The sequence below is a fragment of the Amycolatopsis sp. ATCC 39116 genome (genome assembly GCF_000231075.2).
In the GTDB taxonomy this organism is placed as follows: Bacteria; Actinomycetota; Actinomycetes; order Mycobacteriales; family Pseudonocardiaceae; genus Amycolatopsis_E; species Amycolatopsis_E tucumanensis.
Genome location: NZ_AFWY03000022.1, coordinates 96,413 through 107,381, shown reverse-complemented (window position 1 = coordinate 107,381; position 10,969 = coordinate 96,413). Strand labels below are relative to the sequence as shown.

12 protein-coding genes are annotated in these 10,969 nt (G+C 74.4%); 4 read left to right on the top strand and 8 right to left on the bottom strand.

What is annotated here, in order from left to right:
* Positions 1-12: 12 nt before the first annotated feature.
* From AMY39116_RS46995 to AMY39116_RS0322555, 5 genes are all read right to left on the bottom strand, one after another.
* Entirely contained in the window at positions 13-186 is a 174-nt protein-coding gene (locus AMY39116_RS46995; RefSeq protein WP_193354379.1) for a hypothetical protein, read from the bottom strand.
* A 68-nt stretch (positions 187-254) separates the two neighbouring features.
* Complete coding sequence (locus AMY39116_RS0322570; RefSeq protein WP_235716195.1) at positions 255-1,073, bottom strand: SAM-dependent methyltransferase; 819 nt, start codon at positions 1,071-1,073, stop codon at positions 255-257.
* A 7-nt stretch (positions 1,074-1,080) separates the two neighbouring features.
* Entirely contained in the window at positions 1,081-2,124 is a 1,044-nt protein-coding gene (locus AMY39116_RS0322565; RefSeq protein ID WP_020419898.1) for a glycosyltransferase family 4 protein, read from the bottom strand.
* Complete coding sequence (locus AMY39116_RS0322560; RefSeq protein WP_020419897.1) at positions 2,102-2,512, bottom strand: 6-carboxytetrahydropterin synthase; 411 nt, start codon at positions 2,510-2,512, stop codon at positions 2,102-2,104. Before AMY39116_RS0322560 ends, AMY39116_RS0322565 begins: the two co-directional genes overlap by 23 nt.
* A gap of 8 nt (positions 2,513-2,520) precedes the next feature.
* Complete coding sequence (locus AMY39116_RS0322555) at positions 2,521-3,495, bottom strand: zinc-binding alcohol dehydrogenase (RefSeq protein ID WP_020419896.1); 975 nt, start codon at positions 3,493-3,495, stop codon at positions 2,521-2,523.
* A gap of 32 nt (positions 3,496-3,527) precedes the next feature.
* On the opposite strand from AMY39116_RS0322555, the gene AMY39116_RS0322550 reads away from it, so the two are divergent.
* Together AMY39116_RS0322550 and AMY39116_RS0322545 are read left to right on the top strand one after the other, a co-directional pair.
* Entirely contained in the window at positions 3,528-4,226 is a 699-nt protein-coding gene (locus tag AMY39116_RS0322550) for a CDP-alcohol phosphatidyltransferase family protein (RefSeq protein WP_020419895.1), read from the top strand.
* Complete coding sequence (locus tag AMY39116_RS0322545; RefSeq protein ID WP_020419894.1) at positions 4,211-5,773, top strand: sulfatase; 1,563 nt, start codon at positions 4,211-4,213, stop codon at positions 5,771-5,773. The genes AMY39116_RS0322550 and AMY39116_RS0322545 overlap by 16 nt, the downstream gene beginning before the upstream one ends.
* 16 nt (positions 5,774-5,789) lie before the next feature.
* On the opposite strand, the gene AMY39116_RS0322540 is transcribed toward AMY39116_RS0322545, so the two are convergent.
* The gene (locus AMY39116_RS0322540; protein ID WP_020419893.1) at positions 5,790-6,236 is read right to left on the bottom strand and encodes a nitroreductase family deazaflavin-dependent oxidoreductase; all 447 of its coding nucleotides are present in this window, start codon (positions 6,234-6,236) and stop codon (positions 5,790-5,792) included.
* A 45-nt stretch (positions 6,237-6,281) separates the two neighbouring features.
* Positions 6,282-7,208, bottom strand: coding sequence for a LysR family transcriptional regulator (locus AMY39116_RS0322535; RefSeq protein WP_235716194.1), 927 nt, complete (start codon positions 7,206-7,208; stop codon positions 6,282-6,284).
* A gap of 99 nt (positions 7,209-7,307) precedes the next feature.
* Here AMY39116_RS0322535 and mdlC point away from each other — a divergent pair, with 99 nt between their 5' ends.
* A complete protein-coding gene (mdlC, locus tag AMY39116_RS0322530; protein ID WP_020419891.1) occupies positions 7,308-8,876 on the top strand; it encodes a benzoylformate decarboxylase in 1,569 nt (522 codons plus the stop codon).
* Positions 8,877-8,903: 27 nt separating this feature from the next.
* The gene (locus AMY39116_RS0322525) at positions 8,904-10,139 is read left to right on the top strand and encodes an aromatic acid/H+ symport family MFS transporter (RefSeq protein ID WP_020419890.1); all 1,236 of its coding nucleotides are present in this window, start codon (positions 8,904-8,906) and stop codon (positions 10,137-10,139) included.
* Here AMY39116_RS0322525 and AMY39116_RS0322520 read toward each other — a convergent pair.
* Positions 10,110-10,949 carry an alpha/beta fold hydrolase gene (locus AMY39116_RS0322520; RefSeq protein ID WP_027936146.1) on the bottom strand — a complete coding sequence of 280 codons (840 nt, stop codon included), beginning with the start codon at positions 10,947-10,949 and terminating at the stop codon, positions 10,110-10,112. The two genes, AMY39116_RS0322525 and AMY39116_RS0322520, sit on opposite strands and share 30 nt — an antisense overlap.
* Between the last annotated feature and the right edge of the window lie 20 nt (positions 10,950-10,969).

Genomic DNA, 10,969 nt, shown 5'->3' with positions numbered 1-10,969 from the left:
TGGTCGGGGTGCTCATTGGGCTCCGATCGCTGGCGTGCGCACGGCCGATCGGGTGTCGGTGAGTCTGGGCAATGCGGCGGTGTCGGCCTTCCAGACGAGGGTGGTGAGGATGCCGGCCGCGGTGAGCAGGCGGAGCCACGGCCAGAGGCGGGCTGCCGTTGCGCGGGTGGTGGTGGGGCTGGTCATCGGGCTCCGGTCGTCGGCGCGGGCAGGCGCAGCCACCGCCACAGCCGCCCTCCCGGTGGCGCAGGTCGTCATCGGGCTCCGATCGCCAGCAGGTCGGTGTGGTGCACGACCACCTCCAGCTCACCCGCCGCGCAGGCGGCCAGCCGCCGCCGGGTGTAGGCCTCGGTGTCCAGCCACGGTTCCTGCAGCCGGGCGGCGGCGACCCACCCGCGGAACCACTGTTCGGTCAGCTCACGCTGCTCCGGCCCGAGCCGCCACGGGCTGGGGGCGCGGTGCACCACCGCGCCGCGCCGCTCGAACGCCCACGTCGCCACCGCGATCGCGTCCGGGCCGAGCAGCGCGCCGCGCCGCTGGTGGGCGTTGAAGGCCGCGGTGAGGTCCGCGTCGAGCGGGTCCGCGGGCGTCAGCTCGACCCGCCCGGCGACCGACAACGTCAGCAGCGCCGCGCACCCCGCCGCGGCGCACGCGTCGGCGATCGTGTCCACATCGGACGGTGTCAGCAGGTCCAGCAGCGCCGAGGCGGTGAGCAGCGACGTGCCGGTCAGGTCCAAGCCGTCGAGCTCGCCGCAGCGGGTCTCGAAGGTCGCCCCGCGGACCGAGGCGCGCGCGAGCAGGCCGGGGTCGCGGTCGTGCAGGACCCAGTGCTGCGGGACGCCCAGCCGCGGCGCGAGCCACCGGCCCATCGACCCGGTGCCCGCACCGAGGTCGCGGACGACCAGCGGGGCGGGACGGTCGCCCAGCCACCGCCGCAGCGGGGTGAGCAGTTCCGCCGCCCGCGCGGCCGCGTCGGCGGGTTCGCGCAGCGCCAGCCAGTCCGGGGCGCAGCGGGTCGTGTCCGCGCTGCCGGGTGCGCCGGGCCCGGCGCCGTCCCATCGGTCGTGTGCCACACCCTTGTCACGGACGCGCCCCCGGTTCCGGTTCAACCAGGATCCGGTCCATCACCCGCGCGGTGGTCGCCCACGGCAACAACCCGTCACGCCGGGAACGGGCCGCCCGGCGCAGCGCCGACCGCGTTTCCGTCGAGGTCAGCCAGGTGCGCAGGGCCCCGGCCAGCGCGTCCACGTCGCCGGGCGGCACCACGATCCCGGGCGGCGACCCGTCCGCCGCCCGGCCGAGCGCCTCGGTCTCCACCGACGTCAGCACCGGGATCCCGCGCGCCAGCGCCTCCGTCACCACCATCCCGTAGGTCTCCGACCGCGACGGCAGCACCAGCAGCCCGGCCCGCGCGTACGCCTGCTCCAGCGCCGACCCGGTCAGCGGCCCGGTGATCATCACCCGCGCCGCCAGCCCGAGCCGTGCCACCAGGTCCCGCACCCGCGCGGCGAAGGCAGGGGAGCGGTGCACCGGCCCGACCAGCCGGCACACCCAGTCCAGGTCCGCCACCGCGGCCAGGGCCTCGACCAGCACGTCCTGCCCCTTGTGCGGGGTCAGCGACGCCACACACAGCAGTTCCTCACCCGACGACAGCGGCGCGGGATCCGTGCCGGGCGTGACCACGTGCACCCGGTCCCGGGGCAACCCGTGGTGGCGCACCAGCCGCGCGGCCGTCCGCGCGCTGGGCGTGACCACCGCCGACGCCGCCCGCAACGTCGACCGCTCCAAGGCGTCCAGCTCCGCGTGCGCTCCGGTCTCGTCGGCCAGGGGCATGTGCACCAGCACCACCAGCCGCAGCCGCGCGGCGTGCGGCACCACCACGTCCGGTACGCCGCACGCCACCAGCCCGTCGATTACCACCAGCGACCCCGGCTCGGCGGCCGCCAGCGCGCGGTCCAGCGCGGCGCGCGCCGCCTCAGACGGGTGCGGCCACGACCCGGGGATCGCGACCTCCCGCACCGGCCTGCCCAGCGCGGTCAGCTCGCGGCTGATCCGCCGGTCGTAGACGTTGCCGCCGCTGGGCAGTTCCGGATCGTCGACGTCAGCCGGCAGGATGAAGATCACGGTCGTAGCTCGCCCACGCCACGTGCGATTCGCGCAGTGTCACCGAGATCCCCGCCAGCCCGTGCGCGCCCTCGCCGAGCGCACCCGAGTGCACGCGGTCGGCGAGCCGGTCGGCGATCACCTTCGCCAGGAATTCCGTGGACGTGTTGACCCCGGCGAACTCCGGCACCTCGTCCAGGTTGCGGTAGTTGAGGTCGGCCAGCACGGCGCCCAGCTGCTGGGTCGCCAGCCCGATGTCGACGACGATGTTGTCCGCGTCCAGTTCGGCGCGGCGGAACGTCGCGTCCACCACGAACGTCGCGCCGTGCAGGCGCTGGGCGGGGCCGAACACCTCGCCGCGGAAGCTGTGGGCGACCATCACGTGGTCGCGGACGGTGACGCTGAACAAGGGCCCTCCTACGGGTAGACGACGCGGTGGCACAGCGCGGGGATCGCGCCCGAGGCCAGCCCCGGCATGACCGACGGCAGGTCCTCGAACGCGCACTCCCCGGTGATCAGGGTGTCGAACACGGGATCGGCGAGCAGCTCCAGCGCCAGCGCGAGCCGGTCGCCGGAGCCGCGCCGCGACCGCCGGGCCGGGGACACCATGCCGACCTGGCTGCCGCGGATCGTCAGCCGCCGCGAGTGGAAGAACTCGCCGAGCGGCACGCTGACCCGCCGGTCGCCGTACCAGCTCAGCTCGACGACCTCGCCCTCCGGCGCCACCAGCTCCAGCGCCCTGGCCAGGCCGGCATCGGTCCCGCTCGTGTGCACCACGAGGTCGCAGCCCTCGGCGGCGTCGCCGGGCAGGGCGAACTCCACGCCCAGCGCCGCCGCCACCGCGGCCCGCTCCGGGTCCACGTCGACCAGCTGCGCCCGCACCGCCGGGAAGCGCGCCAGCAGCGCCGCGACCGCGCAGCCGACCATGCCGCCGCCGACCACGGCGACCCGGTCGCCGAGCAGCGGCGCGGCGTCCCACAGCGCGTTCACCGCCGTCTCCACGGTGCCGGCCAGGATCGCCCGCCCCGCGGGCACCGCGTCCGGCACCGGCGTGACCGCGCCGGCCGGGACGACGAACCGGGTCTGGTGCGGGTAGAGCGTGAACACCGTGCGCCCGGTCAGCTCCGGCGGCCCGTCCTCGACCACGCCGACGTTGAGGTAGCCGTACTTCACCGGCCCCGGGAACCCGCCCTCCTGGAACGGCGCGCGCATCAGCTCGTGCTGGCTCGCCGGGACCGCGCCGCGGAAGACGAGCGTCTCGGTGCCCCGGCTCACGCCCGAGAACAGCGTCCGGACCTCGACTTCGTCCGGCCCGCGCTCGGGCAACGGGACCGTCCGGACCTCACCCGGCCCCGGCGGGTTGAACCAGAACGCCCGTGCGGCACGTGTCATGGGCACACCTCCGGCGAAGGGACACGATCACCATGATCGTCCAGACCCAGCGTGGCACGGTTGCCGCCGGCCAGGAACAGGCCCTGGCGGCGTGCGGCCTGATCGTGCTGCTGAACGTGCTCGCGATGACCCTGGGCGTGGGGCTGCTGGGCTGGCTCGCCGGCGCCGCCTACGGCGCGGCGTTGCTGGGCCTGCTCGGCGCCGCGCTGCGCCGGTCCGGCCGGGCCGCGCTGGGGCCCGCGGACCGGGTCACGCTGACCCGCGCGACGCTCGTCGGCGGTGTCGTCGCGCTGGTCGCCGCCGGGTTGTCCGGGCCGGTGCTGGTCGTGCTGGCGGCGGTCGCGCTCGCGCTGGACGCGGTCGACGGCCGGGTCGCCCGCCGCACCGGGACCGTGTCGCCGCTGGGCGCGCGGTTCGACATGGAGGTGGACGCGTTCCTGATCCTCGTGCTCTGCGTGCCGGTCGCGCTGGCGCTGGGGCCGTGGGTGCTGCTGATCGGCGCGATGCGCTACGCGTTCGTGGCGGCCGGGTGGCTCGCGCCGTGGCTGCGCGGGCCGCTGACGCCGAACCTGGCGCGCAAGGCGGTCGCGGCGACGCAGGGCATCGCGCTGGTCGTGGTGGCCGCCGATGTGCTGCCCCGGCCCGCGGCGGTCGTCGTGGCCGGAGGTGCGCTGACGGCGCTGGTGTGGTCGTTCGGCCGGGACGTGGGGACGCTGTGGCGGAACCGGTGACCGCGCGCCGGATGGCGGCGGACGTGCTCGCGTGCGTGCTCGTCGTCGCCGCGCTGGTCGTGCCGAACAACCTGGCGCTGTTCGGGCCGGCGACGTTGCTGCGGATCCCGGTGGAGGCGTTGGCCGGCGTCGCGCTGGTGCTGGTCCTGCCGCCGCGCGGACGGCGGATCGTGGCGGCGGTGGCCGGCGCGGTCCTCGGGGTGCTGGTGCTGCTCAAGATCGCCGACATCGGGTTCCACCGCGCGTTCGACCGCCCGTTCAGCCTGGTGTTCGACTGGAGCTTCGCCGGGCCGGCGCTGAGCCTGCTCGGCGGGTTCGCGCGGGTGGCCGCCGTGGCCGGCGCGGTGCTGGCCGCCGTCGCGCTGGTGCTGCTGACGACCTGGGCGGCGATGCGGCTGGCCCGGGTCGCCGCGGACCACCGTGCGGTCTCGGCGCGGGTGGTCGCCGTGCTGGCGGTCGTCTGGATCGCGGCCGCGCTGACCGGGTTGCCGCTGGCGTCCCGCGCGACCGCCGCGCTGGCCTACCGCGAGGTGCGCGCGGTCGCTTCGGATCTGGCCGACCAGCGGGAGTTCGCCGCCGAGATGGCCGCCGACGCCTTCCGCGACACCCCGCCCGATGAGTTGCTGACCTCGTTGCGGGGCAAGGACTTCCTGCTCACCTTCGTGGAGAGCTACGGCCGGGTCGCGTTGGACGACCCCGGGGTGACCGCGTTGCTCGACTCCGGCGCCGACCGGTTGCGGGCCGCCGGGTTCAGCGCACGCAGCGCGTTCCTCACCTCCTCGACCAGCGGCGGGGGCAGCTGGCTCGCGCACTCCACAATGGAGTCCGGGCTGTGGGTGGACAACCAGCAGCGCTACCGCACCTTCGTCGGCAGCGACCGGCTGACCCTGTCCGGCGCGTTCGCGCGGGCGGGCTGGCGCACGGTCAACGTGCAGCCGGAGAACGGCGCGGACTGGCCGGAGGGCGCGGTCTACCGGTTCGGCCGGCTCTACGACGGCCGCAACATCGGCTACCGCGGCCCGAACTTCTCCTACGCGGCGATGCCCGACCAGTTCACGCTGTCGGCGTTCCACCGCAACGAGATGACGCCAGGGCACCCGCCGCTGATGGCGGAACTCGACCTGGTGTCCAGCCACTGGCCGTGGGCGCCGCTGCCGCGGATGGTGGACTGGGGCGCCGTCGGCGACGGCTCGACGTTCACGCACACCGGCCCGTCGGTGGACGAGGTGTGGTCCGATCCGGCGCGCGTGCGGGCCGCCTACGGCGACGCAGTCGAGTACTCGCTGTCCGCGCTGATCTCGTACGTGGAGACCTTCGGCGACGACGACCTGGTGCTGGTGTTCCTCGGCGACCACCAGCCGAACACCTCGGTCACCGGCGAGGGCGCGAGCCGTGACGTGCCGGTGACGCTGGTGGCGCGCGACCCGGCCGTGCTGGACCGCATCACCGGCTGGGGCTGGCAGGACGGGCTCCGCCCGGCCCCGGACGCGCCGGTCTGGCCGATGAGCGCGTTCCGGGACCGGTTCCTGACCGCCTTCGGGCCGTGAGCCCGCGGGGTCGCGGTCAGTGCGGCGCGGGCGCGGGTTCCAGCAGCAGCACCGGGATCCGCCGTTCCGTCGACTCCTGGTACTTCGCGTACTGCGGGAACACCTCGACCGCGCGCTGCCACCACACCTCGCGTTCCTCGCCCTCCGCCTCGCGCGCGATCATGTCGAACACCTGCTCGCCGTCGCGGACCTCGACCCGCGGATCGGCCAGGGCGTTGAGGTACCAGACCGGGTTCTTCGGCGCCCCGCCCAGCGACGCGACGGCCGCGTAGACCCCGTCGTGCTCGACGCGCATCAGCGGCGCCTTGCGCAGCTTCCCGGACTTCCGGCCGATCGTCGTCAGCACGATCACCCGCATCCCGTGCATCGCGACGCCCTGCGTGCCGCCCGAGCTCTCGATCTGCTCGACCTGGTTGCGGGACATGGTCATCGTGCCGGGCTCGTACTCGCCTGTCAGCGGCATCCGCGGGGTCCTTCCGGTCAAGATCGGTTTCCGCTGGCAACGCGATCAGGGCCGGAGTGATTCCCGGATCGCCGGTTCGGACAGCACCTCGTGCATGAATTCGGTCAGCCAGTGCTGCGCCGGGGTGCGGGCGTGCCCGTGCCGCGCGTACACCGAGACCTGCGCGGGCTCGATGTCGAACGGCAGCTCCAGCAGCCGCACGCGGTGGTCGGCCGCGAAGACGTCCGCCACCAGCCGCGGGACCATCGCGAACAGTTCGCTGTCCTGCACCAGGTACGGCAGCGTTGAGAACCGGGTCACCTCCAGCACCACCCGGTCCAGCAGGCCCCGCGCCTCCAGCGCCCGGCGCGGGCCGTGGTGCCCGGTGGGACCGAACACCGCGATGTGCTGCTCCCGCGTCAGATCGGCGAGCGTCACCGACGCGCCGCGCAGCCGCGGGTGGTCGGCGGCGACCATGCCGACGTAGCCCTCGGCGAACAGCGGGATGCGCGCCACCCGTTGCGAGCTGATCAGCGGCGACGCCACGAACGCGTCGATCTCGCCGCGGCCGAGCTGGTCCACCGCGCTGTCCACGTCCAGCGGCCGCACGGTCAGCGTGACGCCGGGCGCCCGCGACGGCAGCGCCGCCATCAGCCGGGGCAGCAGCGACACCTCGCCGAGGTCCGACAGGCACAGCGTGAACCGGGCGCGCGCCGTCGCCGGGTCGAAGGTGTGCGCGCCGCTCAGCGTGGACTCGATCTCGGCCAGCGCGTGGTGCAGCGACGGGTACAGGGCCTGCGCGGTGGTGGTCGGGGCCAGGCCGCCGCCGGTGCGGCGGAACAGCTCGTCGGAGAAGCGGCGGCGCAGCTTCTGCAGGCTGTAGCTCACCGTCGGCTGGGTGACGTGCAGGGACTCCGCGGTCGCCGTCACGCTGCGCGTCTCGTAGAGCAGCACGAACGTCCGCACGAGGTTGAGGTCGAAGTCCCGCATCATCGATCCTGTCTATGAGGGCGGTCGGCAACATTGATTGGAGCACGGCCGGATGATCTGCCACCCTCGGGGCAACCCCCAGTGCCGAGGAGGACACCGCGCATGCCGACAGTCCGGAAGGTCGCCCACGAGTTCCTGGAACGCCGTGGCCTCACCACGATCTTCGGCAACCCGGGCTCCAACGAGCTGCCGTTCCTGGCCGGACTGCCGGACGGCTTCACCTACGTCCTCGGCCTGCACGAGGGCGTGGTGGTCGGGATGGCCGACGGGTACGCCCAGGCCACCGGCCGCCCGGTGCTGGTCAACCTGCACGCCGCCGCCGGCTCGGGCAACGCGATGGGCGCCCTCACCAACGCCGTCTACTCCCGCTCGCCGCTGGTGCTGACCGCGGGCCAGCAGGTCCGCTCGGCGATCGGGCTGGAGGCGATGCTCGCCAACGTCGACGCCACCCAGCTGATGCGCCCGCTGGTCGGCTGGTCCGGTGAGCCCAGCTGCCCCGGCGACGTGCCGCGTTCGCTGGCGCAGGCCGTGTTCGAGGCCGAACTGCAGCGCCGCCCCACCTACCTGTCGGTGCCCTACGACGACTGGGCCGCCGAGATCGACGACAACCCGGTCCTCGACCGCACGGTCCGCCGCGGCCTGTCGCCGGACGCGGGCCAGCTCGACGACCTCGCCCGGCGGCTCGGCGCCGCGCGCAACCCGGTGCTGGTGCTCGGCGGCGACATCGACGCACTCGGGCTCTTCGACCGCGCGGTGGCCTTCGCCGAGCACCGCGCCCTGCCGGTGTGGGTGTCGCCGTCACCGCACCGGTTGCCGTTCCCCAACCGGCACCCGTTGTTCCGCGGCGTCCTGCCCGCCGGGATCGGCTCGGTGTCGGCCGAACTCGACGGCCACGACCTGGTCCTCGTGCTGGGCGCGCCGGTGTTCCGCTACCACCAGCACGTGCCCGGGCCGTTCCTGCCCGAGGGCGCCACGCTGGTCCAGGTCACCGACGACCCGGGCGAGGCCGCCCGCGCGCCGATGGGGGAGTCGCTGGTCGCGAGCGCGGGCGCGGTCCTGGACGGCCTGCTCGCCCGGCTGCCCGCCCGGGAGGCCGGGGAGACGGCGTTCGCCCCGAACCCGGCGGCGGCCACCGGCGAGCGGGCCCTGCACCCGGAGCAGGTGTTCGCCGCGCTGCGCGAGACCCAGCCCGCCGACACCGCCTACGTGGTCGAGTCCACGTCGACCAACTCGGCGTGGTGGCGGCAGATGGACCTGCGCCGGCCCGGCTCCTACTTCTGGCCGGCCGCGGGCGGCCTCGGGTTCGGGATGCCCGCCGCGGTCGGGGTCGCGATGGGCCTGCCCGGCCGCCCGGTGGTCGGCGTCATCGGCGACGGCTCCGCCAACTACGGCATCACCGCGCTGTGGACCGCGGCCCGCTACCGGGTGCCGGTGACGTTCGTGATCCTGCGCAACGGCACCTACGGCGCGCTGCGCTGGTTCGCCGGCCTGCTGGGCACCACGGACGTGCCGGGCACCGAGATCCCCGGCCTGGACTTCGCCGCGATCGCCACCGGCTACGGCGTCCCGGCCACCACGGTGTCCGATGTGGACGACCTGCGCGCCCAGCTGAAGACCACCCCCGCCGGACCCCGCCTGATCCAGGTGGACACCGAACTCACCACGCCCTAGTCCCCACACCCCACAAGGAGAACGGCAATGACGACGTCTCCCGCCCGCTCGGTCTGGACGGCGGTGCTGTGCTGGCTGACCGTCCTGCTCGAGGGCTACGACCTGGTCGCGCTCGGCGCCACGATCCCGACGCTGCTCAAGACCGGGCACCTCGGGTTCACCGCGGCCGGCGCGACCGCCGTGGCCACCGTGTCGCTGATCGGCGTCGCGGTGGGCGCCGCCGCGCTCGGCCCGCTGACCGACCGCTTCGGACGGCGCATCATGCTCATCGGCTCGGTGCTGCTGTTCTCGGTGTTCACGCTGGTGCTGCCGCTGGCGCCGAACGTGGCCACCTTCGGCGTGTTCCGCTTCGTCGCCGGGCTGGGCCTCGGCGCGTGCATGCCGGTCGCCCTAACCGTGATGTCGGAGAACCTGCCCGCGCGGCGCCGGGCCAGCGCCTCCACGTTCACCATGACCGGCTACCACGTCGGCGCGGTGCTCACCTCGGTGCTCGCGCTGGCCGCGGTGGAGAACTGGCACGTCCTGTTCTACGGCGGCGGCATCGCCGGCCTGCTCGTGGTGCCGATCATGTGGTGGAAGCTGCCCGAGTCGGCCGCCTACCTGGAGGCGAAGCAGGACGCGGAGAAGTTCAGCTTCCGCGACCTGATCGGGCCGAAGTTCCGCCGCATCAGCATCGCCGTGTGGACCGGCTCGTTCATGGGCCTGCTGCTGGTGTACGGCCTGAACACGTGGCTGCCGCAGCTGATGCGCACCGCGGGCTACCCGTTGTCCACGTCGATCACGCTGCTGCTGGTGCTCAACGTCGGCGCGGTCATCGGGCTGGTGCTCGCCGGGACGATCGCCGACCGCTTCGGCATCCGCCCGATCGCGCGGATCTGGTTCGGCGCCGGTGCGGTGCTGCTGGCGCTGCTGAGCCTGAAGATCGGCAACAGCTTCGTGCTCAACGGGCTGGTGCTGCTGACCGGCGTGTTCGTGTTCTCCGCGCAGGTGCTGATCTACGGCTACGTCGCGCACGCCTTCCCGGCGCAGGCGCGGGGCACGGCGCTCGGGATGACGTCGGCGATCGGGCGGCTGGGCTCGATCCTCGGCCCGTTCGTGACCGGCGCGCTCGTGACGGCCGGCGTGGCCTACCCGTGGGGCTTCTACTTCTTCGCGGTCGTCGCGGCGCTCGGCCTGTGCGCGATCCTGCTGCTGGGATCGGGCAAGCGCGACGCGGCCGCGGTGGCGCAGGCGTCACCGGCGCAGGAAGGGCTCCAGCACTGACAGCAGCTCGGCGGGCCGGTCGAGCGGGATGATGTGCCCGCAGTCCGGGATGAGCCGGCTGGTCAGGTCGTCGGTGACCGGCCGCAGCTGGCGGGCGAGCGCGTCGCCGACGGGGTGCGCGCCGACCGCCAGGGTGGGCACGGTCAGGCGGTGTTCCCGCACGGCCGCCTCGATCTGCCCGGCGGTGCGCGGCAGCTCCCGGTAGAAGGAGAAGGCCCTGCGCAGGGCGGCGGTGCCGGTGTAGGCGGTGACGAAGGCGTCCCGGACAGCGGCCGGGACGCCCCGCCCGCGCGTGCCCGCGGCGAGGAAGAAGTCCAGGTAGGCGGCCTCGTTGCCGGCGAGGACCTCCTCGGCGAGGCCGGGCACCGCGTGGAACCCGAACCACCACGGCGGCCCGGCTTTGAGGAAGTCCTCGCCGCCGGGCAGCGTGCCGAGCAGCGACTCCATCACGACCAGGCGGCGGACGCGGCCCGGGTGCCGCAGGGCCAGGAGGGCGGCGGGCGGGGTGCCCGCGTCGATGCCCACCACGGTCGCGGACGGTTCACCGAGGGCGTCCAGGATGCCCAGGGCGTCGGCGGCGAGGGTGCCGGCGTCGTAGCCGTCGGTGGCGTCGCTGCCGGCCCAGCGCTGGTCCGGGGCGATGACGCGGTGGGTGCGCGCCAGTGCGGGCAGCACCTCCTGCCACAGCTGCCAGGTGTGGGGGAAGCCGTGCAGCAGCAGGACGGCGGGACCGCTGCCCGCGGTGGCGACGGTCGTCTCGATGCCGTTGGTGCGGACCCTGCTCAGGGCGACGGCCATGGTGCTCCTCATGCTGGTTACCATTGGTGACC

What these genes read in the sequence shown, in the direction of transcription:
- AMY39116_RS0322520 (WP_027936146.1), bottom strand. Translation starts at nt 10,949, where the DNA reads ATGAGGAGCACCATGGCCGTCGCCCTGAGCAGGGTCCGCACCAACGGC.
- AMY39116_RS46995 (WP_193354379.1), bottom strand. Translation starts at nt 186, where the DNA reads ATGACCAGCCCCACCACCACCCGCGCAACGGCAGCCCGCCTCTGGCCG.
- AMY39116_RS0322540 (WP_020419893.1), bottom strand. Translation starts at nt 6,236, where the DNA reads ATGCCGCTGACAGGCGAGTACGAGCCCGGCACGATGACCATGTCCCGC.
- AMY39116_RS0322525 (WP_020419890.1), top strand. Translation starts at nt 8,904, where the DNA reads ATGACGACGTCTCCCGCCCGCTCGGTCTGGACGGCGGTGCTGTGCTGG.
- mdlC (WP_020419891.1), top strand. Translation starts at nt 7,308, where the DNA reads ATGCCGACAGTCCGGAAGGTCGCCCACGAGTTCCTGGAACGCCGTGGC.
- AMY39116_RS0322535 (WP_235716194.1), bottom strand. Translation starts at nt 7,208, where the DNA reads ATGATGCGGGACTTCGACCTCAACCTCGTGCGGACGTTCGTGCTGCTC.
- AMY39116_RS0322555 (WP_020419896.1), bottom strand. Translation starts at nt 3,495, where the DNA reads ATGACACGTGCCGCACGGGCGTTCTGGTTCAACCCGCCGGGGCCGGGT.
- AMY39116_RS0322550 (WP_020419895.1), top strand. Translation starts at nt 3,528, where the DNA reads ATGATCGTCCAGACCCAGCGTGGCACGGTTGCCGCCGGCCAGGAACAG.